At 67.4% G+C, this 25,638-nt stretch carries 25 protein-coding genes; 9 read left to right on the top strand and 16 right to left on the bottom strand.

What is annotated here, in order from left to right; genetic code table 11:
- The first annotated feature begins 5 nt into the window (after positions 1-5).
- Genes thiO through thiE form a run of 4 tightly spaced genes read left to right on the top strand, consistent with a single transcriptional unit; the run spans position 6 to position 2,750 of the window.
- Positions 6-1,064: a glycine oxidase ThiO gene (thiO, locus tag ACLV74_RS21630; RefSeq protein ID WP_411881479.1), complete on the top strand. Its 1,059-nt coding sequence runs from the start codon at positions 6-8 to the stop codon at positions 1,062-1,064.
- Positions 1,061-1,291, top strand: a complete 231-nt coding sequence (gene thiS, locus ACLV74_RS21635; protein WP_411881480.1) for a sulfur carrier protein ThiS — start codon at positions 1,061-1,063, stop codon at positions 1,289-1,291. Before thiO ends, thiS begins: the two co-directional genes overlap by 4 nt.
- Positions 1,292-2,113: a thiazole synthase gene (locus ACLV74_RS21640; protein WP_411881481.1), complete on the top strand. Its 822-nt coding sequence runs from the start codon at positions 1,292-1,294 to the stop codon at positions 2,111-2,113.
- A 7-nt stretch (positions 2,114-2,120) separates the two neighbouring features.
- On the top strand, positions 2,121-2,750 hold the full coding sequence (gene thiE, locus ACLV74_RS21645) for a thiamine phosphate synthase (RefSeq protein ID WP_411881482.1): 630 nt from the start codon (positions 2,121-2,123) through the stop codon (positions 2,748-2,750).
- A 7-nt stretch (positions 2,751-2,757) separates the two neighbouring features.
- Here thiE and ACLV74_RS21650 read toward each other — a convergent pair whose 3' ends face one another.
- From ACLV74_RS21650 to gstA, 10 genes are all read right to left on the bottom strand, one after another.
- A complete protein-coding gene (locus ACLV74_RS21650; protein WP_411881483.1) occupies positions 2,758-4,026 on the bottom strand; it encodes a biosynthetic peptidoglycan transglycosylase in 1,269 nt (422 codons plus the stop codon).
- Positions 4,023-4,649: a hypothetical protein gene (locus ACLV74_RS21655; RefSeq protein ID WP_411881484.1), complete on the bottom strand. Its 627-nt coding sequence runs from the start codon at positions 4,647-4,649 to the stop codon at positions 4,023-4,025. The genes ACLV74_RS21650 and ACLV74_RS21655 overlap by 4 nt, the downstream gene beginning before the upstream one ends.
- Entirely contained in the window at positions 4,642-5,532 is an 891-nt protein-coding gene (gene xrtQ, locus ACLV74_RS21660; RefSeq protein ID WP_411881485.1) for an exosortase Q, read from the bottom strand. Before xrtQ ends, ACLV74_RS21655 begins: the two co-directional genes overlap by 8 nt.
- Positions 5,533-5,561: 29 nt before the next feature.
- The gene (locus tag ACLV74_RS21665) at positions 5,562-7,667 is read right to left on the bottom strand and encodes a VIT and vWA domain-containing protein (RefSeq protein WP_411881486.1); all 2,106 of its coding nucleotides are present in this window, start codon (positions 7,665-7,667) and stop codon (positions 5,562-5,564) included.
- Between the two features lie 125 nt (positions 7,668-7,792).
- The gene (creC, locus tag ACLV74_RS21670; protein WP_411881487.1) at positions 7,793-9,229 is read right to left on the bottom strand and encodes a two-component system sensor histidine kinase CreC; all 1,437 of its coding nucleotides are present in this window, start codon (positions 9,227-9,229) and stop codon (positions 7,793-7,795) included.
- A complete protein-coding gene (creB, locus tag ACLV74_RS21675) occupies positions 9,226-9,963 on the bottom strand; it encodes a two-component system response regulator CreB (protein ID WP_411881488.1) in 738 nt (245 codons plus the stop codon). Before creB ends, creC begins: the two co-directional genes overlap by 4 nt.
- 43 nt (positions 9,964-10,006) lie before the next feature.
- A complete protein-coding gene (locus ACLV74_RS21680; protein WP_411881489.1) occupies positions 10,007-10,843 on the bottom strand; it encodes an alpha/beta fold hydrolase in 837 nt (278 codons plus the stop codon).
- Positions 10,831-14,103: an autotransporter domain-containing protein gene (locus tag ACLV74_RS21685; RefSeq protein WP_411881490.1), complete on the bottom strand. Its 3,273-nt coding sequence runs from the start codon at positions 14,101-14,103 to the stop codon at positions 10,831-10,833. The genes ACLV74_RS21680 and ACLV74_RS21685 overlap by 13 nt, the downstream gene beginning before the upstream one ends.
- A gap of 182 nt (positions 14,104-14,285) precedes the next feature.
- A complete protein-coding gene (locus ACLV74_RS21690) occupies positions 14,286-15,392 on the bottom strand; it encodes an alkene reductase (protein WP_411881491.1) in 1,107 nt (368 codons plus the stop codon).
- A gap of 386 nt (positions 15,393-15,778) precedes the next feature.
- A complete protein-coding gene (gene gstA, locus ACLV74_RS21695) occupies positions 15,779-16,387 on the bottom strand; it encodes a glutathione transferase GstA (protein WP_411881492.1) in 609 nt (202 codons plus the stop codon).
- A gap of 113 nt (positions 16,388-16,500) precedes the next feature.
- Here gstA and ACLV74_RS21700 point away from each other — a divergent pair, with 113 nt between their 5' ends.
- From ACLV74_RS21700 to ACLV74_RS21715, 4 genes are all read left to right on the top strand, one after another.
- A complete protein-coding gene (locus ACLV74_RS21700) occupies positions 16,501-17,853 on the top strand; it encodes an AsmA family protein (RefSeq protein ID WP_411881493.1) in 1,353 nt (450 codons plus the stop codon).
- Between the two features lie 245 nt (positions 17,854-18,098).
- Complete coding sequence (locus tag ACLV74_RS21705) at positions 18,099-18,284, top strand: DUF1328 family protein (RefSeq protein ID WP_411881494.1); 186 nt, start codon at positions 18,099-18,101, stop codon at positions 18,282-18,284.
- Entirely contained in the window at positions 18,285-18,608 is a 324-nt protein-coding gene (locus tag ACLV74_RS21710; protein WP_411881495.1) for a hypothetical protein, read from the top strand. It begins immediately after the preceding gene.
- Positions 18,609-18,672: 64 nt separating this feature from the next.
- Positions 18,673-19,518: a transglutaminase-like domain-containing protein gene (locus tag ACLV74_RS21715; protein WP_411881496.1), complete on the top strand. Its 846-nt coding sequence runs from the start codon at positions 18,673-18,675 to the stop codon at positions 19,516-19,518.
- Here the strand turns inward: ACLV74_RS21715 and ACLV74_RS21720 are convergent.
- The gene (locus ACLV74_RS21720) at positions 19,515-20,411 is read right to left on the bottom strand and encodes a bile acid:sodium symporter family protein (RefSeq protein WP_411881497.1); all 897 of its coding nucleotides are present in this window, start codon (positions 20,409-20,411) and stop codon (positions 19,515-19,517) included. The two genes, ACLV74_RS21715 and ACLV74_RS21720, sit on opposite strands and share 4 nt — an antisense overlap.
- A complete protein-coding gene (locus ACLV74_RS21725; RefSeq protein WP_411881498.1) occupies positions 20,408-21,178 on the bottom strand; it encodes a class II aldolase/adducin family protein in 771 nt (256 codons plus the stop codon). Before ACLV74_RS21725 ends, ACLV74_RS21720 begins: the two co-directional genes overlap by 4 nt.
- Positions 21,179-21,264: 86 nt before the next feature.
- Here ACLV74_RS21725 and ACLV74_RS21730 point away from each other — a divergent pair, with 86 nt between their 5' ends.
- The gene (locus tag ACLV74_RS21730; protein ID WP_411881499.1) at positions 21,265-21,978 is read left to right on the top strand and encodes a Crp/Fnr family transcriptional regulator; all 714 of its coding nucleotides are present in this window, start codon (positions 21,265-21,267) and stop codon (positions 21,976-21,978) included.
- Between the two features lie 111 nt (positions 21,979-22,089).
- On the opposite strand, the gene ACLV74_RS21735 is transcribed toward ACLV74_RS21730, so the two are convergent.
- From ACLV74_RS21735 to ACLV74_RS21750, 4 genes are all read right to left on the bottom strand, one after another.
- On the bottom strand, positions 22,090-23,196 hold the full coding sequence (locus ACLV74_RS21735) for an alpha/beta fold hydrolase (protein WP_411881500.1): 1,107 nt from the start codon (positions 23,194-23,196) through the stop codon (positions 22,090-22,092).
- Between the two features lie 140 nt (positions 23,197-23,336).
- Positions 23,337-24,074, bottom strand: coding sequence for a methanethiol S-methyltransferase (mddA, locus tag ACLV74_RS21740; protein ID WP_411881501.1), 738 nt, complete (start codon positions 24,072-24,074; stop codon positions 23,337-23,339).
- A 269-nt stretch (positions 24,075-24,343) separates the two neighbouring features.
- Positions 24,344-24,622, bottom strand: coding sequence for a YkgJ family cysteine cluster protein (locus tag ACLV74_RS21745; protein ID WP_411881502.1), 279 nt, complete (start codon positions 24,620-24,622; stop codon positions 24,344-24,346).
- Between the two features lie 7 nt (positions 24,623-24,629).
- Positions 24,630-25,631 (bottom strand): Bug family tripartite tricarboxylate transporter substrate binding protein, encoded by a 1,002-nt coding sequence (locus tag ACLV74_RS21750; RefSeq protein WP_411881503.1) that lies wholly within the window; start codon positions 25,629-25,631, stop codon positions 24,630-24,632.
- Between the last annotated feature and the right edge of the window lie 7 nt (positions 25,632-25,638).

Here is a 25,638-nt window from a genome sequence, read left to right on the forward strand (position 1 = left end):
AAACCATGAAAACCCTCCGCATCGGCATCGCAGGCGCAGGCCTGGCCGGCCGCACGCTGGCCTGGCGCCTGCTGCGCGCCGGCTGCCGCGTGAGCCTGTTTGATGCGCGCAGCCGCGGCGACGTGGCCACGGCGTCCATGACGGCGGCGGCCATGCTGTCGCCGCTGGCCGAACTCGCGGTATCCGACGACGCCGTGTTCGCATTGGGCCAGCGCTCGATGCAGCTGTGGCCGCAGTGGATAAGTGAACTGGCCGATGCAGGCCTGCCGGTGTATTTCCGGCGCGAAGGCACGCTGGTGGTCGCACACGCGCCTGACCAGAGCTCACTCGCGCATTTCACCGGCCTGCTGCTGCACAAGCTGCCCGAAGCCGCGCGCGCGCAGGTGCATACGCTGGATGCGGCCGCACTGGCGCATGCCGAGCCGGCGCTGGCCGGGCGCTTTGGCAACGGCCTGATGCTGGACGGCGAGGGCCAGCTGGCCAACGACCAGTGGATGGCCGCGCTCGCGGTGGAGATAGACCGGCTGGGCGGCACGTGGCTTGAAGGCCAGGCGGTGGACCGCGTGGAAGAGGGGCGCATTGTCTGCGCGGGCCAGGCGTGTACCGTGGATGTCGCGGTCGATGCGCGCGGTGTCGGCGCCAAAGGGAGCTGGCCGCAGCTGCGCGGCGTGCGCGGCGAGGTGCTCACAGTTGAGTGCACCGGCGTGACTTTGAAGCGCCCGGTGCGCCTGATGCACCCGCGCTACCAGCTCTATGTGGCGCCGCGCCCCAACCACCAGTTCGTGGTCGGCGCGACCGAGCTTGAATCGGAAGACACGGGGCCAGTGACCTTGCGCTCCACGCTCGAGCTGGGCAGCGCGCTGCACAGCCTGCACCCGGCTTTTGGCGAGGCGCGTGTGCTGCGCCTGGCCGCAGCGTTACGCCCGGCGCTGGACGACCACCGGCCCACGGTGCTGCAACGAAACGGCGTTTGGCATATCAACGGCCTGTACCGCCACGGCTACCTGTGCGCGCCGGCGCTGGTGGATGGCCTCGTCCATCAGTTGCTGGGGACAGCACAATGAATGACATGACAACACCGGGAATTTCCATGAAGGTCTCACTGAACGGCGAAGCCATTGAAACCGACGCGGCCACTTTGCAGGCTTTGCTGCTGGCGCGCGGCTATCAGCTGCAGGGCGCGTTTGCCTGCGCGGTGAACAGCACTTTTGTGCCGCGTCCGAAGTGGCCGGCGCATGGTTTGCAAAACGGCGACCGAATCGACATCGTCACACCTATAACAGGAGGTTGAATGGACACCAGCACCGCTTCTTCCCCCATCGCCCACGGCAGTCCCTGGACCGTCGCCGGCGTCACACTCTCCAGCCGTTTCTTCCTGGGCACCTCGCATTACCCTTCGCCGCAGGTGCTGGGCGATGCGGTGCGCGCCAGCGGCACCGAGGTGCTGACCGTGGGCCTGCGCCGCCTGCAGCCCGAGAGCGGCGGCGGCAACAGCTTCTGGCAGCGTGTGCAGGCCATGAACTGCCGCATCCTGCCCAACACGGCCGGCTGCCACAGCGCCGAAGAAGCCATCACGCTGGCGCAGATGGCGCGCGAGATTTTCGGCACGCCGTGGATCAAGCTGGAAGTGATTGGCGACGACTACACGCTGCAGCCCGACACGGTGGCGACGCTGGAAGCGGCGACCACGCTGGCCAAGGATGGCTTTTCCGTGTTCGCCTACACCACCGACGACCTGGTGATGGCGCAGCGCCTGCATGCGGCGGGCTGCGCGGCCGTGATGCCCTGGGCCGCGCCCATAGGCACGGGCCGCGGGCCGCTCAATCCTTACGCGCTCGAAACCATGCGCCGGCGTTTGCCCGATGCGGTGCTGGTGGTCGACGCCGGCCTGGGCCGGCCCTCGCACGCGGCCCAGGTGATGGAGTTGGGCTTTGACGCCGTGCTGCTGAACACCGCGGTTGCGCAGGCCGGCGACCCGGTGCGCATGGCGCGCGCCTTTGCCGACGGCGTGGCGGCGGGCCGTGCAGCGTATGAATCCACACCCATGCCGGAGCGCGCGGCGGCGCAGGCGTCCACTCCCACCGTCGGCGTGCCGTTCTGGCATAGCGCTTGAGGTCACCATGAATTCTTTCAACCCCCTCACCGGCCCCATCGGTTTTTACCCCGTCGTGCCCAATGCCCGCTGGGTGCAGCGCCTGCTGGACTGGGGCGTGCGCACCATCCAGTTGCGCATCAAGGCGGCCGACCATGATGCGGAAGACATCGCGTGGGAAGTTCGCACCGCGATAGCGGCCGCGCGCGGCGTGCCGGGCGCGCAGGTGTTTATCAACGACCACTGGCAGCTCGCGCTGGACCACGGCGCTTACGGCGTGCACCTGGGCCAGGAAGACCTGGACACGGCGGGCATCGATGCGCTGCGTGACGCGGGTATCCGCCTGGGCCTGAGCACGCACACGCCGGCCGAACTGGCGCGGGCCAAGGCGGTGCAGCCGTCCTACCTCGCGATTGGCCCCATCTACCCGACCACACTCAAGGTGATGCCCTATGAGCCCGTGGGGCTGGAGCGTTTGAAGCTGTGGGCGCAGGATGCCGCGCCCTATCCGGTGGTGGCGATAGGCGGTATCTCGCTGGCGTTGATGGACGGCGTGATCGCCTGCGGCGTGGATGGCGTGGCGGTGGTCAGCGCGGTGACGCTGGCGGCGGACCCTGAGCAGGCTGCGCGCGAAGGCTTGCGGCTGGCCGGTTCCTGAGAAGACCTCACGGCGCGCAGGCCGGCGCCGGCCAGGCCTGCCGCCCCGCCTCTTCGGCCAGCCGGATGCGCTGCCGCACCGGCATGGGACGCATCCCCTGAATCACCCACTGCGTGCGCGCCACATTGATCTGTCCGGTCTCGGCCCAGCGCCGTGCCTCCATCCCGGGGTTGTGAAGCATGGCGGCCATCCAGGCGGCCTGCGTGGGGCTGAGTTCGTGGGCCGCGCGGCCAAAGTAGCGCCTTGACGCGGCCTCGGCGCCGCAAAGACCCTGGCCCCAGGGCGCGTGTGCCAGGTAGAGCTGCAGGATGCGCGGTTTGCCCAGCGTCCGCTCCATTTCGACCGCGTAGAGCAACTCGCGCAGCTTGCGCACGGGGCTGCGCTCGCCGCCGGTGATGAGCAGCTTGGCCAGCTGCTGCGGCAGCGTGCTGCCGCCGCGCTCGATACGGCCGTCCTGCCCCGCGCCCTGGTTGCGCGCCAGTGCAGCGGCGAGTTCGGCCAGGTCAAAGCCGCCATGCTCATAAAACCGCTGGTCCTCGGCGGCCACCACGGCGCGCGCGAGCCAGCTGCCGGTGGTGAGGCGGCCGGCGCTATTGCCGCAGGCCGAGCGGGCCGTGACCAGCGCTTCGGTACCCAGGCCGCTGACCTGAAAACCTTCGACTTGCGGCACAACGCTGAGGCTCGCGCCCGGCAGGACCAAGGTCGCCTGCAGTGCAAAGCGGCCTTCGATGCGGGCCTGCGCGACTTCAGGGATGGCGGCGCTGAACAGCGCGTAGCCGTCGGCAACGGGCGTCATCGGCAACTGCAGGCGCAGCCGCAGCTGGTCGTGCGCCAGTTCGCCATGCCATGTGGCGCGCAGCTTGCCGGAGCTGACTTCGCCATCGAGCGAGCCGCCGCGCCGGCGCACGGTGAGTTGCACTTCGTCGAAGGCAAGGGGATCTTTGCCCAGCCCGGGCGCCTGCACCTTGCACGGCGCGCAGCGCAACGCCAGCGCCTGGCTATGGGGCAGCCATGTCATGTGAACCGGCCCGGCGCGCGTCGGCACGGTCCGCCCCTGCAGCAGCGGCCCGACCCACGGAGCGGTGGCCAGCCGGATCAGCGACGGCACACCGGCCTGCAGTTGCACGGGGCCGGCGCGCAGCGGTATGGCCCACTCCCCTGGAAGCGGGGCGAGCACGGCCCTGGCCGCGCCGTAGAGCGCCAGGAGTGCCGCCAGCAGCAGGGCCAGCACGCCCAGCGGCACCCAGAGCCAGAGGTTTGCCCGGCGCGGCTTCACAACGTCCTTGCGACGGTGATGGCTTGCCAGGGCCCTTGCGACCGGCCCATGGCGGCGGACCAGTACCAGGCCGAGGTGTCGGTGAAGCCCTGGCCGTTGGCGTCGACGATGCGTTCGCACACCCTGAGGCGCTGGCCGCTGCCGGCTTGCCCGCGCGTGGCCTCAAAACAGCGCCAGAGCTGCCGCTGGCGATCAAGCTCCAGCTGCTGGGCCGCGATGCGGTAGCCCAGGCCCTGGTAGCAGTCGGCCGCGGGATGCAGCATGCGGGTGGGCTTGTCGACGCCGCGCAGCACCAGCACCTGCCAGCCTCCCGCATCGATTGACCCGTCGGCGCCGCCGCCCTCCGCGGGCGCTGTTCCGCCGTGGCGCGGCTCGATGGCGAAGCGCGCCAGGCTGCCGGGAAAATTCCGGGCAAAGCGCTGCTCGACTTCGCTGAGCGCCAGTGGCCGCAGCGGCGCGCCCTGCCACTGCGCGGGCAGCTCGCGGCCTGCACGCTGCTGTGGCTGCACCGTGTCGGCCGGCCGGGAGAGCTCGGCGAAGGCGCTCCACAACATGCAGGCCGGCAGCAGCCCCGCCCAGAGCGTCTTGTGCAGCACACGGTTGACGAAGCTGTTTTCAAACATGGCGATTCCTTTCGGGCCGGCTCATCACCCAGGCAATGGCGCCGCACACCCCGGCCAGCACGATCAGGCCGACGGCTTCATGGGCCCAGCCCGGCAGGTGCCGGCCCGAGGCTTCGGCCGCCACCAGCATGGTGTTGCGCACGATGTTGCCGCCCAGCACCAGCACGCTGACGGCGGGCAGGCGGGTAAAAAAGGCGCGGTTGCCGCGCGCCAGGTAAAGCGTGACCACACAGGCGGTGAAGTAGCCGAACCAGGCCATCTGTACACCCGAGCAGGGCGCGTCGACGATGACCAGGTGGCCGTCCACGCGCAGGCTGGCGCCGCTGCGTTCGACCGCGTGGCTCGCCATCAGCAGCCAGCGGCTGGCTTCGGCGGTGATCACGCGCAGCGGAAAGCCCGCGTAAAACTGCAGCGAGGCCAGCAGCGGCAAGGCCAGCACCGACAGGCCGAACATGGGCGCCGCCGCCACGGTGGTGGGCAGAAAAGCCGCAAGTCCCGCGGCCAGCGCCAGCAATGCCAGCAGTGACGCCGCCAGCGGCGGCAGCATGCCGTGCGCGGCGGTTGCCAGCAAGGCGCCGGCCAGTGCCACGGCGAGCCAGCCCAGCGGAGGCGCGGCGCGAAGCCTGCGGCGGCTGCGCCAGGCCAGCCAGCCCAACGCGGCGAGCGCCAGCAGCCCGAGCGGGTCGTCCGAGCCATCCAGCATGCGCCTACCCATCCAGAGCCAGGCCGGCCAGAGGGCGGCGGCCAGCAGGGCCAACCACACACCGGCCGGCGCGGTGTCGATGCGGATGCCCCAGCGCACGAAGGCGGGCATGCTCAACAGGCGAGGCACGAGATGCCGGGGAAGCATGCGGGGAAAGCGGATCAGATGGGGCAGCGCCATGGCGTTTCTCCTTGAGGGCTTGGGCATGTTCAGGCGGTGAAACGGGCGGCGCCCTCGCGCCTGTCCCTGCGCTGCTGCCGTTCGCGGCGCGCCAGCAAGGCCAGCACGGACAGCAGCACGATCACGGCGCCCCAGGTGGCGGGCTCGGGCGTGCCGGGCACTTCGGCGCCTATGGCCAGGTCGCTCACGCCCTGGGGCAGGGGCGACGGCTGGTTCACGGCGGCGGCATCCTGGGGCTGTGTGTTGCGCACCACCTGGTCCACGGCCAGGAAGCTGGTGTACTGGGTCAGCAGGTTGTACTGAAGGCCGAGTTCGGTGATGCGCTGGCGATGGGCGTCACCGCCTTCCAGCGATTCCTGGTCCGACAGGCCGGCAATGCGGTGGCGTGCCCACAGGTAGCGCAGCGCAGCCATGTCCTGCCCCGCAGCCGGCACGGGCACGGCGTTGCGGTAAGGGCCGCCGGCGCCGTGGCCTTCGATGACCACCTGGCTGCCGGCGTTCAACGGGCCGCGCCATTTGCCGAACACCACGACCGGGCGCTCGCCGAGCACGTCGGGCAACTGGGCCGGCTCGATGTCGTAGACATCAAGACCCTCGAAGCGGGCCTTCACGCCGGTGAGCACGGGCGACTCGATCATCTTGCGAAAGCGCCTGGCTTCGGCCTGCGCCTCGGACGGCTGCGTGATGATGAAGGGCTCGCCCATGCCGGCACGGGCCAGCCCCTCCATCAGGTGGCGATTCACCGAGGAGCCTATGCCGAAGGAAAAGAGATTGGCCTGCGAGAGGTTGCGCCGCACCAGCTCGAAGGCTTCACGCTCCACGGACACGTAGCCGTCGGTGACCACCACCACGGTGCGCGAGACGTCCGCGGCCTTGGGCTCGGCATAGACGCGCTTGAGCGCGGGGATCAGCTCGGTGCCGCCGCCGCCGCCCATCTCGTTGATGGTGCGGATCGCCTGCTCGATATTGGCCTGGGTGGCGGGCACGGATTTGGGGCTCAGGAGCCGGTTGCTGCCGGAGAACAGCATCACGTTGAAGGTGTCGCTGGGGCGCAGGCTGCCGATCAGCTCGCGCAGCAGCACCTTGGCGGTTTCCAGCGGAAAACCGTGCATCGAGCCCGAGATGTCCACCACGAAGATGTAGTCGCGCGGATTGATGGTTTGCACCGCGACCTGCTTTGGCGGCTCGATCATGGCCAGGAAGAAGTTTTCGCCGTTGCCCTTGTCGCCCTGGTAGAGCATCACGCCCGACTCTATGCGTTCGCCGGCCAGCCGGTAGTCGAGGATGAAGTCGCGGTTGTTGCCGCTTTTTGCGTCGCTGCCGGGGCGCAGCGACACACTGGCGTGCCGGTCGCCTTCCCCGTCTTTTTTCACGTCGACGGCATGGGAATTTGAGCGCACCTCTTTCAGGCCGATCGGCGTGGCGATCTGCACCTTGATGTCGAAGGCCGTGGCGGAATCCTGGCCGGCCGGCAGATAGGGTTTGCTGATCCACTGCGCCTGCGCCTGCCCGGACTGGGGGCTGTTGTAGCGCGGGCCAACCACCGTGGGAAAGACGAACTGGTAGTTGCCCGCCTGCGGCACCAGCAGCTCGGTGTAGCGCAACTCGACCTTGATGTCGTCGCCCGGCAGGATGTTGGCGACATTCATCTGGAACACATTGGGCAGGTGCTGCTCCAGCAATGCGGCGGTCTTGCCTTCTTTCTTCGCGCTGTCGTATTCGATGCGGGCCTGCTGTTTTTCGCGGATGTTGGCGGTGATCAGCCGGTCGGCCAGGCGCACGTTCATGCCGTAGACGGCGGCGCGGGTGGAACCGGGGAACACATAGCGCGCTTCGATGGCGCGCCGGCCCTCGTTTTTGTACCGCTGCGTGACGGTGACGTCGGCGATGACGCCTGAAATCCGCACGTCGACCTGGGTGGATTTGAGCGGAAGCTGGTCCAGGCCGGGCTCGTCGCTCTTGACGAAGAAGTAGGGGCTTTCGGTTTTTTGCCGCGGGGCGGCGCCATCCCTGGTTTCCTGGGCGCATGCCGGGCGCATCGCCAGGGTGACAAAGCAGGCGGCCGTGGCGACAGTCGCCGTGGCGGCCCATAGCCAGCGCGCCGCGGCGGCATGTGGGGACAGGGTTGGTTCCATAAAAGCTCCTTGGCAGGCGTGCGACAGTGCACGAAGCCAAGCATCCGCGGCGCCCGGGAAGGCGGTTTGAAGCTTTCGGGAAGCCTGTGTGAAGCCTGCGTGAAAAGCCGCGCGGCGGCCGCCGGCTACATGGCCGCGCGCGGCAGCGAGAGCGTGGCCAGCGCCCCGCCGCCCGGCGCGTTGGCCAGCTCGATGCGGCCGTGATGGAGCGAGGCGATCTCTTTCACGAAGGCCAGGCCCAGGCCGGTGCTTTTTTTGCGGGAGTGGGACCGGGCCAGTGAATAAAACTTTTCAAACACCTTGTCCTGGGCGTATTGCGGGATGCCTTGCCCGTGATCCCGCACCTGGATGCGCACGATACGTGCGCTGCCATGGAGCGACAAGGCCACCTCGCCGCCCTCGGGCGAGAAGTCGATGGCGTTGTCCAGCAGGTTGCTCACGGCGCGCCGCAGCAAAAAGGCATCGCCTTCCACGGCCGCGTCTTCCGGCGCATCGACCCTGACGCGGATGCCGCGCGGCGCGGCCGCGTCCTGCGCGGCGCCGGCCAGCTCTTCGAGCAGGGGCTTGAGCGGCACCGGCGCCACATTGTCCAGGGAACGCCGCGTCTCCAGCGCGGTGAGTTCCATCATCCTGTCCACCATCTCCTGGATGCGCCCGGTCTCGCGGCTGATGTTGGCCAGGAAGCGCTCGCGCTCGGCCTGCGGCATGCCCGGCTCCTGCAGCAGCTCGGCCGCGCCGCGGATGGCCGACAGCGGACTCTTCACTTCGTGCGTCAGCGTCTGCACGTAGTCGGCCACATAGTTGCGCCCGGCCAGGGCGTCGCGCATTTCGTCGTACGCCGCGCCGATGACGCCGAGCGCGCGCCGGCCCAGCCGCGGCAGGTTGAGCGAACGCTGGGCCCGCACATAACGCACATAGTCGGCGATCAGGCCGAAGGGCCGGACCAGCCAGACCGACACGATGACCGCCAGCAGCAGCACCGCGAGCACGGACACCAGGCCGACGTAAAGGGTTTTCTCGCGCGCGGCCGAGACGAACTGCCCAAAACTCGTCACGGGTTTGCCCACCGCCGCAACGCCGATGATCTCGTTGTTCCAGCGGATGGGCGCGCCCACGTACATCACCGAGCTGAGCGGATCGCCTTCGACGTCGGGGGTGGTGCGCGCGCCGTAGTCGCCGCGCAGCGTGTAGCTGACGTCGCGCCACTGCGAGAAGTCGGCCCCCGGCGCCTGGCCGAGCGAATGAAACAGCAGCCGGCCCGAGCGGTCGGTGACATAGGCGCGCAGTTCGACCCGGGTTTTGGTGACCGAATAGATCTGCGAGAGAAATTGCCGCGCGTAGAGCGATTTGAACAAGGGCTCCAGCCGTGCGGTGTCGATGGCGCCGGCGCGCACGTCCTGCTCGACCAGGGTGGCCAGCAGGTGCGAGCTTTCCACCAGCGACTCTTCAGCGGACTCGCGGTAACGCGGGTCGATGTCCGCCACGACGCGGTACAGCATGAAGGCGATGCCCACCGCATAAATCAGCAGGATGCCGATGAAGATGCGGTTTCTTTTGGTCACGGGGCGGGGAGGTCTTCGGCCAGCGCGTAGCCCGAGCCGCGCGAGGTGCGGATGGGCTCGGTGTGCGGCACCACGGCTTTGAGCTTGGCGCGCAGTGTCTTGATGTGCGCGTCCACCGTGCGGTCCAGGCTGCCGCTGCCGTTTTCCCAGACTTTGTCCAGCAGCTCGTCGCGTGTGTAGACGCGGCCGGGCTTGAGCACCAGCAGGCGCAGGATGCCGTACTCGTAGCGCGACAGCTCCAGGGTGCGGCCATAAAAGCGGATCTGGCGGCGCTCTTCGTCGAGCACAAAAGGCGTGGCGAAGGCGGCTGACGCGGCGGGAGGCGAGGCAACGGCCTGCGGCGCGGCCGGCGGCCGGACGCTGCGGCGCAGGATGCCGCGAACCCTGGCCACCAGTTCGCGCGGCGAAAAGGGTTTGGCGATGTAGTCGTCGGCGCCGAGCTCCAGGCCGACCACCCGGTCGATCTCGTCGCTGCGGGCCGTCAGGAACAGCATGGGCACCTGTGCGCCGCCGGGCAGGGCCTGAAGGCGCTTGAACAATTCAAAGCCGTTGAGGTCGGGCAGGCCCACGTCCAGGATGGCCAGGGCCGGCGTCTCGGCGGCAAATTCCTGCAAAGCCTGCTGGGCCGTGCTGCACCACACCGGCGCGAAGCCGTCGGTGGCCAGCACGTACTGGATCGTGTCGGCGATGCCGGACTCGTCTTCGACCACAAGGATGCGCGGCTTGTTGAGCATGGGCGCTATCGTAGCGCCTGCGCCCGCGCGCGCGCTGACGGGCTCAGGGAGGCGAGAGCCGCTTCCATGCCTCGGCCCAGCAACAGGCATGGGTGAACGCCGGGACCTCGACGAGCCGGGGCCTTTCAGCCGGTGCAAAGCGGTCTAAAAAGGGCTGCACAGCCATGCGGCCGGCCAGCTTGTCTTGCGCGCCGACAAAATGGATTTGCCGCAGGCCGCGCAGCGCCGACCATTCATCGGCAGGGTTGAGCGAGCCCCGCAGCGGCGAAATGCCTTGTGCGCGTGTCCAGGCCTGGTGGTCCAGCACGGCGGCCACGGTGATGAGCAGGGACACGTCTTTGCGCCGTGCGGCCAGCAAGGCCGCAACCGTGCCGCCGCCGGAATAGCCGACCAGCACCAGCCGCTGGGCGCCGAACATGGCCTTGAGCTGCGACAGGCCCTGGTCCATGGCGGCGATGATCTCCGGCGAGAAACGCGCCTGCGTCCAGTGGGCCGCGCGGCAGTTGCCGGGCGTTAATGGCGCGTCGAACTGGCAAGGCCGGGCCAGGTAAACGCTGGGGCGATGGCGCTCAGCCAACGCCAGGCGCAAAGCGACGGGGTCGACAGGCGTCGGGTCGGCGGACGGCGTGCGAGGATCCAGCCAGGCCAGGCCGTCGCCTTCGATAAAGACGGCAAGTTCGGGAGTCTGCTGTGGCGCGGGGTGCAGCGCCAGCAGGCGGAAGTCGCCGGCCGCCAGCGCTCCGGCCTGCCAGCCCGAGGGCGCGGCCAGGGCCAGTGCGGATTGCCGGCGCGCTTCGGGGCTGGCGGTGGCGCAGCCGCCAAGCCCCGCCACCACGGCGAGAGCGGCCAGGAAAACCGTGAGGCGCTTCAGAAAGCCCACATGGCGCGCGCCGACAGCTGGTGGCCCAGGTAACCGGACCTCACTTCGGCGTCATAGCGCAGCGTGAAGGTCACGCCCTGCGCGCTGACGCTGCGGTAGCCCACGCCGAGCTGCAGCGAATCGCGGCCCGGCTGCACGCCGCCGGCGATAAAGCCCGGGCCGCCGGCGACGAATGAAGCCTTGATGTCCGGCGTGTTGGCGAACTCATGCAGGTAGCGCGCGCGCAGCTGCAGCGAACTGGTGCCGGACAGCGCTTGCGTGAGCTCGGTGCCGAGCACCGACTGCAGGCTGCTGGCGCTGTTGGAATCCACGCGCTGCGCGGCGACGCTGCCGGTTTCGGTGTAGCCGTCGGTGGCGAGGTAGCCGGCGCGGCCGCCGACCAGCCAGCGGCCCGACCACGATGCGCCGAGGGTGAAGGGGAAACCCACTTCCACACGGCCGCCGGCCTGCCAGCCCTTGTAGTCGCCCCTGGCGATTTCGGAGAAGCCGGGGAAGGCCACCTGGCGTTCGCTCTTGTAGTTGTTGTAGCCCAGCAGCACGGATGCATCGAGCGTCATGTCCGCGCGGTTCTGGCTGAAGTAGCCGCCCAGGTTGAAGGCCTTGACGCGCACCTGGTCGCCCTGCGCGGTATCTTTGCCGTCGGTGCCGGCCTCGGTATAGGCCAGCGACATGCCCATGAGTTCATTGGCCGAGCGGTCGACCTCCAGGCCGGTGGCCAGGCCGTAGGCGTGCAGCTTGTAGCCGGGGCCGCCGTTGCGCGCGTCCTGGCGGCCTTGCCCGCCCGTGCCCTGCAGCCACATGCGGCGGCTGGCGTCGCCGCCGGCGGCCAGGCCGGTCTGGCCCTGGGCCAGCGCGCCGTCGCGGCCGGCGTCCATGCGGCTTTCCAGCGAGGAGAAGATGGTGCCGGTCGCGAGTTGCGAAGCCTGCTGGGCGCCGCGCGCGGTGTCGGGTGCGATCTGCGCCAGCGCATCGCTGACGGCCTGCGTCGTGGGCAGGGTTTCCAGCGCGGCGAACAGGCTGTTGGCGCCGCCGCTTTGGCCCAGCGCTTCCAGCGCGGCGCCCATGCTTCCCAGGCTGGCCGGCGTGAGGGCGCCCAGCGTGGTGGCGCGCTGCGCGGTCAGCACCAGGTCGTTGCCCGACCGGGACAGCGTGTAGTTGACGAGCGCGGTGTTGGCCACCACCAGGCCGGCGGGCGTGGCGTTCAGGCCGCCGGCGGCGGAAACCAGGGTGTAGGCGCCGCCGGCCACATAACCGCGCGGGACGGGGCGGATGGTCGCGCCGTTGGCCAGGGTGGCGCTGCCGGTGACGCTGATCTTGTCGGAAACGTTGCCGCCGCCTATGCCGGCTTCCAGCACGCCGCTTGCGCCTTGTGTGAAATTGCCGCCGACCGCGATGCTGCGCGGCGCCGTGTCGGTCGCGGCCTTGAAGGTGCCGTTCACTGTGAAGTTGCCGGACAGGGACAGGGCGCCGTTGACCTGCAGGGTCGCGCCGCTGTCGACCTGCACGCCGGCGACCGGGCCCAGGCCGTAGGTGAAGGTGGTGCTGCCGTTGCGGACGACGAAGTTTTCAAAGCCGGTGACGGCGCCGGGCGCAAAGGACTGGGTGCCGCCGGTTTCCAGCGTGTCGGTGCCGCTGCCGCCGTCGACCGTGCCGACGATGACGCCGGTGCTGCCGCCGTTGAACAGCGCGACCGTGTCGTTGCCGGCGCCCATGTCGATGGCCAGGCCGTTCTTGCCTTCAATCCGGCCGTAGTTGGTCAGGGTGTCGTCGCCGGCGCCCATCTGGACGGCGGCCGCCGGCGCGGTGCCGGCGGCGAGGTCGACGCGGACCGCGTCCTTGCCGCCGGTGATCACGCCGGTCGCAAAATTGGTGAGACTGTCGTTGAAGTTGCCGACCAGGCCGATGGCGACGCCCTTCTCGGCGGTGATCGTGCCTTCGTTGGAGATCTTCACGGCGCCGCCGTTGGCCGTGGCGGTGCCGCGCCCGGCCGCGATCGCCGTGCCGGCGGCGCCGTCGTCGACCAGGATGCCCTTGGACTGGCCGAAGATCGTCGCGCCGGCGTGGTTGATGATGGTGCCGCCGCCGGCGGCGATGCCGTCCGCGCCGTTGGGGTTGCCGCCCGAGTCGAAGCCGCCCGCGCCCAGGCCTTCGATGCGGCCGTAGTTTTCAACGTAGGCGATGCCGTCGATGTCCACGCCGTCGCCGTCGCCGTTGCTGGTGGTGCGGCCCAGGCCTTCATGGTCGAACACCTTGCCGGCGCCGGCGTACTTGCCGGTGATGGTGCCGTAGTTGATGACCACGCCGTGGCCGTCCAGGCCCACGCCCGAGCCGTTGTTGCCGGTGAGCACGCCGCCGGCGTAGTTGATGACGACCGGGTTGACGATCTTGATGCCCGAGGTGGTGACGCCGCCGACGACCTTGTCGAAGGTCACGCCGTTGGGGCCGGTGGAGGTGACGATCAGGCGGTCCACGCCTGTCAGGTTGGCGTCGGCCGCGGTGGCGACCGGGTCGCCGCCGTCGATGCCGTGGCGCGGGCCGGTGATCGTGCCGTAGTTGAGGATGACGACGTTGGAGCGGGCGTTTTCAATCGCCACGCCGTCGGCCGCCGAGAGGTCGGCGACGCACAGGTTGACGGGCGTCTTGAGGTAGTTCGGGCAGCTGGTGTTGACCACGCCGGTCGAAAAAATGCTGCCGTAGTTGGTCAGCGTGAAGTTGTTGCCCAGGCGTATCGCGTCGTTGGCGTCGGATCGGATGATGGCGCCGGTGTTGCCAGCCGAGCCGTTGATGATCTGGTTGTTGGTCGACGTGTAGGCCGCGTCGGCCTTGATGGCGCGGCTGCCGCCCGGCGTCGTGCTGGTCTGCCAGATGGTGCCCTGGTTGTTGATGATGTAGCTGCCGGCGGGGCGGTTCAGCCGAATCACTTCCCCGCCCACGGCGGTGATCACGCCGCCGATGTTGTTGGTGATGGTGAGGTTGGGCGTGCCGGTGTTCGCGTCTATCGTGCGGCCGGTGCCGGTCTGGCTGATGGTGCCGGAGTTGGTGATCGACGAGGTGCCGGCGTTGACGGTGATGGTGTTGGTCGCGCCGCCGACCGACAAGGTTCCACCGCTTTGCACGGTGCCGGCCGCGCCCGTGAGGGTCTGGCCGGTGTTGTTGGTGACGCCGGGGTTGACGGTGAACTGGGCGTGCGCCGGAATCGCGAAGAGGGCTTGCAAGGCCACGGCGACGGGCAGCAGGCGGAAGCGGTGTGTTGTCTTCATCGGGCACTTTTTGTAACAAAGTGCCGATGGTGAAGGCCGATTGTGACGAAGCGATTAAACGCGGCGAACCGGTCGCCGCCGCAAAGGGTTTGTTGCTCCAGCGATGAATGGGCGGCGGTAAAAAGAAAAAGGGCTGCGGGGAAAATCCCTGCAGCCCTTTTTGCGGTGAACGCCGGCCGTGATTACGCCGTCAGCGCCGGGTAGTCGGTATAGCCTTTTTCGCGGCCGCCGTAGAAGGTGTTTTTGTCGGGCGTGTTGAGCGGCGCCTTGGCGCGCAGCCGCTCCACCAGGTCGGGGTTGGCGATGTAGGGCTTGCCGAAGGCGACCAGGTCGGCGCCGTCGGCGACGGCTTTTTCAGCCAGTTCCTGGTCGTAGCCGTTGTTGACCATCCAGGCGCCCTTGCCGCCGGCTGCACGGTAGGCGGCCTTCAGCGCCTTGTAGTCGAACGGGCGGTCTTCGATTTCACGCGGGCCGCCGGTGGCGCCTTCGATGATGTGGATGTAGGCGAGGTTCAGGCTGGCGAGATGCTTGACCACGTATTCAAACAGCGCTTGCGGCTGGCTGTCGTTCACGTCGTTGGCCGGGGTGACGGGTGACAGGCGTATGCCGGTTTTGCCGCCGCCGACCGCGTCCGCCACGGCGCGGGTGACTTCCAGCAGCAGGCGGGCGCGGTTTTCAATGCTGCCGCCGTAGTCGTCGGTGCGCTTGTTGCTGCCGTCTTTCAGGAACTGGTCCAGCAGGTAGCCGTTGGCGCCGTGGATTTCCACGCCGTCAAAACCGGCGGTTTCGACCGCGTTGCGCGCGGCGGCGGCGAAGGTGTGGACGATGCCCGGGATTTCGCCGGCGTCCAGCGCGCGGGGTTCGGAGGTTTCAACAAAGGTCGGCACGCCGTCCTCAATCAGCACCGTCTTGGTTTTGGCGGTGATGGCCGAAGGCGCGACCGGCTTGCCGCCCTCGGGCTGCAGTTTGGTGTGCGAGACGCGGCCCACGTGCCACAGCTGCACGACGATCTTGCCGCCTTTTTCATGCACGGCGTGGGTGACTTTTTTCCAGCTGTCGAGCTGCTCGCTGCCGTACAGGCCCGGCACGTCCGAATAGCCCTGGCCCTGGTGGCTGATGGCGGTGGCTTCGGTGATCAGCAGGCCGGCGCTGGCGCGCTGGGCGTAATAGGTTTGCGCGATGTCGGGCGGGATGGCGTTGGGCGAGCGGTTGCGCGTGAGCGGCGCCATGACGATGCGGTTGGCCAGCTCAAGGTCGCCGGCTTTGTTGGTGTCGAAGAGGGTAGGCATGGAAAGGTCCTGAAGTCGGGAATGAGGTTGTGAATTTAAAAAGGGCCAGTCTGGCCCTGATTCGATTGGCCTGCCCAACACGGGTTGCTGATTTCGTGCTATTGGACGGCCGCAAGGTATTGGTTTTTGGCTGTTTGGAATTTCTATCCCCACCCCTTGTGGATGCGCCGAGGAGCGCAGGGCCAGACGGATAAGGGCAAAAACTTGTTTGAGCGAAGCGAGTTGTTTTTGACCCCGTCTGGACCGAGCACCGCAGGTTGCCCCGGAGCGAAGCGCAGGGGACGCAGCAACCAGGGTCGCCTTTTTTGCTTACTTTTTTGGCGAAGCAAAAAAGTGAGTCGCATGCCGGGCGACCCCGGCCCCGGAACCCAACCCACCATCAACGTTTATTTAAGCAAGCCCTCATGCTTCATGGCCGCCTGCACAGCAGGCCGAGCCGCGACGCGTTCGCGAAACGCAGCCAGGTTGGCAAACCCCGAAATATCCACCCCGACGCGCGGCGCCCAGTTGGTAACAGTGAAGAGGTAAGGATCGGCCACGCTGAAAGCATCGCCCATCAGGTATTGCTTGCCGGCAAGCTGCCCGTCCACCCACTTCAGGCGCGACATCAGCTTGTCGACGACGATGGTCTTGTACTCGGCCGGCGTGGCGGCGTTGAACAGCGGGCTGAAGCCCTTGTGCAGCTCGGTGCCGATGAAGGTCAGCCACGATTGCATCTTGTAGCGCTCCAGCGTGCCGTTGGCGGGGGCGAGTTTTTTCTCGGGCACCTGGTCGGCGATGTATTGCACGATGGCCGGGCCTTCGGCGATGCGCGTGCCGTCGTCGAGTTCAAGCAGGGGAACGTAACCCAGCGGGTTGATGGTGTAGTAGTCGGTGCCGTCTTCCAGCTGGTGGGTCTTGGTGGGCGCCGCCACGTGCTCGAATTTCAGGCCCGACTCATGCAGCGTGATGTGCGGGGAGAGGGAACAGGCGCCGGGGGAGTAATAAAGCTTCATGGTGCGTCCTTTGTGTTGTGGGGAAATGCCGTACAGCCCCTGATGCTAGCCGCAACCGGCGATTTTTGCTGTAGGCCGGGACGCGGATCGCCGTGCCCCGCCACAATAGCCGCATGGCAAAAGTTTTCAAATGGCTGGTGTTCCTGGCCCTGGGTTTGATGGTGTTGCTGGCGGCGGTGGCGTTCACGCTGCACCGCTGGGTCAGTACCGACGATTTCCGCCAGCGCGTGGAGCGCGAGGCCTCGGCCGCGCTGGGCGTGCCGGTGGCGCTGGACCGGGTCGCCGTGGACGTATGGCCGCTGCCGGCGGTGGCGCTCAGCGGCATTTCGGTGCAGAGCAAGCCGCCCCTGACGCTGGGCCGCGTGGAGGTGCGGCCGCAGTGGCAGCCGTTGCTCAAGGGCCGGCTGGCGGTGTCCACCCTGCTGGTGCGCAAGGCCGTGCTGCCGCAGCAGGGCATAGACGCGGTCTTGCTGCTGCTGCAAAAGAAAAAAGCCCAGCCCGCGGCCGCCCCGGCGCAAGGGGCACCGGCCGAACAAGCCGCGCAGGCCGCGCAGGCGTCCACCGACTGGCTGCCGCGCCGCACGGTGCTGGACGAGGTGACCTGGGTCAATGCCACGGGCGCGCGCACCACGGTAAATGCCGAAGCCACGCTGGGCGACGACGGCCTGCCCGACATGGTGTCGCTCAAGCTGGTCCAGGGCAATCTGCAGGGGCTGGAGGCCAGCCTCAAGCGTGACGAGGCCCAGGCCGGCGCCGCGGGCGATGAATGGGCGCTGCGCGTGGACGTGGGCGGCGGCAAGGTGGAAGGCCGGCTGGCCCTGAAGAAGGTGCCCGTGGGGGCTTCGGCACGCGAGGAGCTGCAGCTGCAGGGCAAGCTGCAGACGCAGGGTGTCGAGGTTTCGGCATTGACCGCGCCCAGCAAATCCCTGACGGGCCGGCTGGAGGCGACCACGACACTGAATGCGCGGGCCGCGACCACGGGCGCGCTGGTTGAGGCACTGCAAAGCCAGACCACCTTCACCGTGCGCAACGCGGTGCTCAACGGCCTGGACCTGGCCAAGGCGGTCAAGACCATAGGCCTGAGCCGCGGCGGCCAGACGCAGCTGGACACGCTGGCGGGGCAGGTCAGCACGCATGGCAAGGCGGCGCAACTGAGCAACCTGGTGGCGAGTTCGGGTGCGCTCAGCGCGACGGGCGAGGTTGCCATCTCGCCGGCCAAGGCGCTGAGCGGCCGCGTGAGCGTGAACCTGGCGGGCGACAGCAAGCTGGGCAGCGCCCTGGGTGGCGCGGTGGGCGTGCCGCTGGTGGTGGGCGGCACGCTGGACAAGCCCGAAGTCACGCTGTCGCGCTCGGCCCTGCTGGGCGCGGCCATAGGCACGGTGCTGATGCCCGGCGTGGGCACAGGGGCCGGCGCCGGCGTCGGCGAGAAGATCGGCAACAGCATTCGCGGCCTGTTTGGCAAGTGAGCTTTTCCAGGCGCGGCGGGATAACGCTGCGGCGCTAGGAAAACCATAGCGGGCGGCAGGGGCTGCGCCCTTGTCCTACAGCGGCAAGCGGGCGCTGCTGATGGGTGGCCGGCCGGCGTACTTTTAGCATGGGGCATCACCGCGACGCTTCCGTTTTATGGTTCCGTCGTAGTGCGCAGACCCCGGTCCCGATGGGTGCGCATAGACGCAAGAGGCCGGGCCCCAACCTTCCACAGGAGGCCAAGATGCTCAAGTACGCGATTATTTTTGCGCTGATTTCACTGATTGCCGGCGCCCTCGGCTTCGGCGGCGTGGCGGCGGGCGCAGCCGGTATTGCCAAAATCCTGTTCGGCCTGTTCCTGATCCTGGCGGTCGTGTTCCTGATCCTGGCCGCCCTGGGCGTAGGCGCGGCGCGAAAGGCCTTGAAGTAAATGACGCCCCGCGGGAATCCAGCCATTGCGAGCATTACGCCGCCGACCATGGTGTCGCGCTTCCGGCAGCGGCTGTTCCAGCCGTGGTCGGGCACGCGCGCCACGGTGCCGTCGCCGGATTTGCCCCTGCCCATCGCCAAGCGCAAGCTCGGCTTCCAGGCCAGCATCGCTGAATTCCTGCTGGTCAACCGCCTTCGCGCGCGCCGGCCCGCCCAGCCTTCGGCCGACGTGCTGGAGCGCGCCGCGCGCATTGTTTTTGTGACCTGCCAGAACTGGTTTGCGCCCGCGCCGAACCGGGACGTCAGCCACCGTACCCGCCTCTGAGAGGGGCGGTTGCGCCCTTGTCCTTATTTGCCCGCCTGGGTCCTTTTCACCACGCTCCGTTTTTATGCACACCACCCTGATCGATTTGCTGCTGGAGTATGAAGTCAGCGCACCATCGCATTTCCTGTTTCACATCGAGACGGCTTTTCACGAAGGCCATCATGCGGTGGAGGAGCGGTTGACCATTACCCCCAGCATGAAGGTGCGTAATTTTTCCGACGAACGCAGCGGGAACCGTTTTATCCGGCTGGACGCGCCCAAGGGGGTGCTGTCGGTCAATTACCACGCGCGTATGGAACTGCATCCGGCGCCGGTGCCACTGCACCTGGACGAAACGCCGGTGACGGCCGTGCCGGACGAGGTGCTGCGCTACCTGATGCCCAGCCGGTATTGCGAATCCGACGTGATGAGCCGCGCGGCGCAGCAGCTGTTCGGCCATCTGCCGCCCGGCATAAGCCGGGTGCGCGCCATCGAAAGCTGGATCCACGACTCGATCGGTTATCTGCCGGGCTTCAGCAATTCCACGACCACCGCGCAAGAGGTGTTTGTGCAGCGCGCGGGCGTCTGCCGTGACTTCGCGCACCTTGGCATCACGATGTGCCGGGCGCTGAACATTCCGGCGCGGCTGGTGGTGGGCTATGTGTATTTCGAGGAGCCGCCCCAGGACTTCCATGCGGTGTTTGAAGCCTGGCTGGACGGCCGCTGGGTGATCTTTGACCCGACGCGCATGGCGCCCATAGACCGCCTCGTGCGCGTGGGCACCGGCCGCGACGCCAAGGACGTGGCTTTCGCCACGATTTTTGGCGGCGTGCAGATGCTGCGCAAGGAGCTGACCATCACCGAGGGAGACCTGCTCCCGGAAGGTGCGGGCGACGTGCCCGCACCGGCGCTGTCTGTTGTCGCAGGCTAGCGCGCCTGCGGGGCCTGCCCCGCCGCAACCCCGGGCGCACCGCGGCGCTTGAGCACCAGCAACCCGAACAGCGTGGCCGTGACGTACATGCTGAAGGAATAAATCGCCGCAGGCAGCGCCAGCTGGACGTTGTTCAGCACGGCCAGCGCGATGAAGATGGCCAGCGTCGCGTTGTGGATGCCGATTTCATAGCTGATGGCGGTGGAGATGGGCTTGTCCAGCCCGGTCGCCCGCGCCACGTAGTAACCCGCCAGCAAACTCACGAGGTTGAAGGACAGCACGGCCGGGCCGATGGCCGCGAAGCCGCCGCTGAGCGCCTGCCACTCCTTGACGACCGCACCCACCGCCACGACGACCAGCACCACGATGCTGAAGATCTTGGTCGGATTCTCGCTGCGCGCGGCCCAGCCCGGCTTGACGGTGCGCAGCCACATGCCGACGGCCACCGGCACCAGCACGATGACGATGACTTCCACCACCTTGCCGAACTGCAGCGGCACGACCTGGCCGGTCCTGGCGAAAGTGTTGATGGCCCAGTTGGCGATCAGCGGCATGGTGACGATGGACAGCAGGGTGTTGATGGCGGTCAGCGAGATGTTCATCGCCACATTGCCGCCGAACAGGTGGCTGAACAGGTTGGCCGAGATGCCGCCCGGCGAGGCCGCCAGCAGCATCAGCCCCACGGCAAACAGCGGCGGCACATTGAGCAGCACGATGATGGCGTAGCAGGCCACCGGCAGCACGAGGACCTGCAGCACCAGTGCCACGATCACCGCCTTGGGGTATTTGAGCAGTCGGGTGAAGTCCTCGACCTTCAGGGTCAGGCCCAGGCCCAGCATGACCAGCGCGAGCGCGACGATCAGCAGTTGCGCGACGAGGGGCGAGCCGCTCATGACTTGTAGCTTTCATCGAGCTTGTCGAGCTTGCGGATCAGCGAGGGCCAGACAAAAGCCCCGCCCATACCGCCGGTCTGCACGCGCATGGCCTCGGCCACGCCCTTGACGATGAGCGGGTTGACTTCGGTCAGCGCACCGCCTGCCTGCGCATCGAGCTGGATGCGGCAGGTGTTCTCGAAGGTGTACATGCTGAGGAAGGCGTCGGCAATCGTTTTGCCGACGACCAGCAGGCCGTGGTTGCGCAGCATCAGGAAGTTGGCTTGTCCCAGGTCGGCCTGCAGGCGCGGTTTTTCGTCGTCGCGAAAGGCCACGCCCTCGTAGCCGTGATAGGCCAGCGAGGCCAGCACAAAGGTGGATTGCTGGCTGATGGGCAGCACGCCGCATTGCTGGGCGCTGACGGCCACGCCGGCGCGCGTGTGGGTGTGCAGCACGCAGCCGGCATCGGCGCGCGCCTCGTGCACCGCGCTGTGGATCACAAAGCCCGCGGGGTTCACCGGGAAGGGCGAGTCAATCACCTTGTTGCACTGGCCGTCGATCTTGACCAGGCTGGAGGCCGTGATCTCGTCGAACATCAGGCCGTAGGGGTTGATCAGGAAGTGGTGGTTACCGGCGCCCGAGACGGACTCGGGCAGCTTGGCGCTGATGTGGGTGAAGACCAGGTCGCTCCAGCCGTACAGCGCGGCGAGGCGGTAGCAGGCGGCGAGGTCGCAGCGCAATTGCCATTCTTCGGCGCTGACGACTTCTTTCAGGGATGGGATGTGCATGAGTTTGTCTCCGTTGTTTGTAGGGGTCTGTTGCACGATACGTCCGTGCTTGACGGCGAACTGTCAAAAATTTGACAATTGGCCGCATGCCTATCGTTCCCGCGACACTTTCCCCGCCCAGCCCCATGGACCGCATGTCGGCCAATCCCTGGTTCGGCGCCCTGCCGCTGGCGGACCGGGAGGCCTTGCTCGACTCCGCCGAAGTGTTGCGCCTGCGGCCCGGGGAGATGCTGTTCCGCCAGGGCGATGCGCCTGGCGGTTTCTACGGCTTGCTGGGCGGGCTGCTCAAGATTTCTTCCTTGCGCGAGGACGGGCGCGAGGCCATCCTGGTGGTGCTGGAAGCCGGCAACTGGATAGGCGAGATCTCGCTGATGGACGGCGAGCCGCGCACCCACGATGCGACGGCGCTGTCGGCGGTGGAAGTGCTGGTGGTGCCGCAGCCGGCCTTTGCCGCGCTGATGCAAGGCGCGCCCTTTGCGGGGGCCATCGCCGGCCTGCTGGCCGCGCGCGTGCGCTCGCTCTACGGCATGCTGGAAGACGCGGCGCTGCGCTCGACCCGCGCGCGCGTGGCGCGGCGCCTGCTGTTGCTGGCGCGCGGCGACGCCACGCTGGCACTGACGGCGCGGCCGGTGGTGCCGGTGTCGCAGGAGGCGCTGGCCATGATGCTGGGCATCAGCCGGCAGACGTTGTCGGTGGAGCTCAAGGCCATGGTGGCGCAGGGCGCCATCGCGCTGCGCTACCGGCGCATCGAGATCCTGTCGGCGGCGCGGCTCGAAGCACTGGGCAACGTGGCGCGTTAGGCCACGGCGGGCCGCGTGTCGCGTTCGAGCTGGCCCAGCCACAGCATCGCGGCGCCCGCATCGGCGCCGCACATCTCCGCCGCAGGCATGAGCTGCCCGCACACGGCAAGGTCACCCGGGGGCCGAGGTGATCAACGCGAGTTCTGTTGCGCGCCTCACCGCCTCGGCGCGCGTGCGGCACTTCAGGGCCAGCAGTGCGTTCGCGACATGCATTTCAACGGTGCGCGGACTTAAGGCGAGCTTGCGCGCAATCTGCTTGTCGGTCTGGCCCTGCCCAACCTCGCGCAGGATCTCGATTTGCCGCGGTGTCAGCAGCGGCTTGCTGGTTGTTGGCGCGTTCGCATCTCGTGGTGCGGATTCGGCGCCGGCCCCGGGCAGGAAGGCCCGAAATTCGGACAGAAACACGGGCCAGGCGGCCTCGGTCTCGAACGGCAGGTGGTTTTTGCTCTCCAGCGGTATAAAGCGCGCGTTCGGGATCAGCGATGCGAGCAGGCGGCCCTCCTCGAAGGGAAAACACGGGTCGTCTTTGGCGTGGAACACCAGCGTTGGGCAGCGCACCTTGGGCGCCGATTCGCGCAAGTCGATGTCGAAGACCTCCTTGAGGAAACGCACGGCGTTCGCGCCGGAGATCGTCAGCCGCTGCGCTTCGTCGACCGCGCGTTGCTGTTCCGCCGTTGCATCATGCAGCAACTGGGAAATGAACACTTGCCTGAACGACGAACTGTTGGAACCCCAGCCCAGTTCTGCCGCCTTGAGCATGGCCAGCGCCGCGTCGATGACCTTGGCCGGGGGATCGCGTTTCAACAGGCCGCGAGCGCAAGCGCCATAGAGCACCAGGTGGCTGACCCTGTCCGGGTGGCGCGCCGCGTAGTTGACGGCGATGGCCGCGCCCTGGGACATGCCAAACAGGGGAAAGCGGTCTATGGCCAGGGTGGCGGCCACGGCCTCCAGATCCTCGATCCAGGCTTCCATGGAAATGCGGTCGACCTGCCGTTCCGACAAGCCGCAGCCGCGGGAGTCGTAGCGGATGAGGGTATTGCCGCGGCTCAACTCGGACACCCAGTGCCGGGTGAACAGGTTGCTCGGGTCCTTCTCGACATGGGTCAGCCAGGTGGCCGCCTTGACCAGGGGCGCGCCTTCCCCGAGCGTCGCAACGGCCAGTCGCGTGCCGTCTGCGCTGGTGCAAAAACGAATCTGCTGTTGTCGTTCCCGGTGCATCGCCCCGATTGTAAAAGGCGACCAGGGCGCAGTCCAACGACATCTGGCCCGGAGTCCGCCTCGCTTCAATGGGGCGGATATCCTGTGCTTGAAAGCATGTCCAGGGCATGTTCACAAGCGGCCATGTTGACGCCTTGGCCTTAGCGAAGCGTCTTTCCGGGAAATGGAATGATCATCGCCACGCGCTTGCGATACTGCCGGTAGGTGTCACCGAAATAGTCGATCAGGTCGCGTTCTTCGAACCGGATCGCGATCAGGATATACAGCGTGGTGGCAACAGCAAACACCAGATGCGCGATCGTCATGGTGGGCGTCACCCAGAAAGTCAGCAACCAACCCAGGTAGATGGGGTGACGTACGTACCGGTAAGGGCCTGGTGATGCAAACGGGATGGTTTGGTAGGACTCGCCGCGCAAGTAGCAGTAAACCTGCCGCAGGCCAAACAAGTCCCAATGGTTGATGGCATAGGTGCTGCCAAACACGGTCAGCCATCCCAGCGCATACAGGATGTAGAGCAGTGTTCTGCCGTTGGTGTCTTGCACGTTCCAGACAACGCCGCCCATGGGCTGCCACAGCCAGAACAGCAGAATCAGGGCCAGGCTTGAGGCCAGGACATAGGTGCTGCGCTCCACGGGTTCAGGAACAATCCGCGTCCAGGCCTTTTTGAATGCGGGCCTGGCCATGACGCTGTGCTGCAGCGCAAATACGCCGATCAACAAGACGTTGGCCAACAGTGCCTGCGTCCAGTGTGTATGCGGTGCGGAATCCATGGTCTTGGGGACCAGAATGTTGCCAATGAAACCGACGGCGTATAAGGTTGTGCCGACGGAAACGGCATAGGCCGTCAAGCCGTATACAAATGCAAGTAACCTCTTCATGGCGAGTGTCCTTTGTCAATGGATGGAAATGGAAGCCAGCCTGGATGGGGATATTGGGTACGCGGAGTCCGTCCACACACAAGAAGCTGTGACGTCAGTGTGCGATGGAACCAGGCCGCAGCCCAGTCGGAAAATTACGGCTGGTGCAGGCCGCGATTACGGTAGCCGGCTACCGTAGGTGCTATCGAAACGGGTAGAACGCGATGGGTGCCGGGCCGACCCAGGGAGCTTGCGGCCCCTCGGGGCTGCACTGCGATGGCCTCAGGCCGTCAGTCTGTGAGGGACGCAGCCGACGTTGTAGACGTGGAACGCTCCAGGTCATCCAGCCATTGAATGGCCAGTTCGCGTGATGTCCCGCACATTTCCACGGAAGGCTGTAGTCCGGAACAACATGCTGGCCGCTCGGGCCGGCCGAAGATCAGGCACTGGTTGGCGTCGCCCAGCTGCACGCAGCGCACGCCGGCCGGCTTGCCCTGGGGCATGCCGGGAATGGCGGAGCTGATGGACGGCGCGATGCAGCAGGCGCCGCAACCGGGGCGGCAGTTCATGGGGCGCTCAGTCCGGCTTGATCTTCGCGCGCGCCACCACTTCTTTCCAGCGTGCCTGCTCGGTCTTGATGAAGGCGCCGTACTGCGCGGGCGTGTCGCCCACGGGCTGGGCGGTGTCGCCGCGCAGGCGTTCGGTGGCCTGCGGGTTGCGCATGGCCTTGTTGCAGGCTTCGGCGATCTTGTCGATGGCGGCTTGCGGCATGTTGGCGGGCGCGTTGAGGCCGTACCACTGCGTCATTTCAAAACCCGGGTAGCCGCTTTCGGCCACGGTGGGCACGTCGGGCAGTTGCGGCAGGCGCTCCTTGGTGCCGGTGGCGATGCAGCGCAGCTTGCCGGACTTGATGTGCGCCAGGATGGCGGGCGCGCCCACGCTGGCGGCTTCGAGCCGGCCGGCCAGCAGGTCGGTGAGCTGCGGGCCGGTGCCGCGGTAGGGCACGTGCAGCACGAAGATGTTGGTGGCGACCTTCAGGTACTCAAAGGCCAGGTGGCCGGCGCTGCCGTTGCCGGCCGAGCCGTAGTTGAGCTGGCCCGGTTTGGACTTGGCCAGCGCGACGAACTCCTTGAGGTTGTGGGCCGGCACGTTGGCGTTGACGACATACAGGCTGGGCACCTTGGCCAGCAGCGAGATGGGCTTGAAGTCCTTGTTGGTGTCGAAGGGCAGCTTGTCGAAGATGAAGGGGTTGACCGCCATGGTGCCGATGTGGCCCAGGATGATGGTGTGGCCGTCGGTGGAGGCCGCGCATTCCTGCATCGCGATGTTGCCGCTGGCGCCTGGCTTGTTCTCGACGAACACGGTCTGGCCCAGGCTTTTGGTCAGTTCGTTGGCGGCCGAGCGCGCCACGATTTCCGAGCTGCCGCCGGGCGCGAAGGGCACGAGCAGGCGTATCGGTTTGCTGGGCCAGCCGGCCTGCGCATGCAGCAGCCCGGGAAAGGCCGAGGCCGCGGCCAGTGCGCCGCCGGCCTTGAGGCCCAATTGCAAGGCGCCGCGGCGCGTGTTCGAGTGGTTCATGTCATGT

It is taken from the genome of Polaromonas sp. YR568 (assembly GCF_943369415.1).
In the GTDB taxonomy this organism is placed as follows: Bacteria; Pseudomonadota; Gammaproteobacteria; order Burkholderiales; family Burkholderiaceae_C; genus Polaromonas.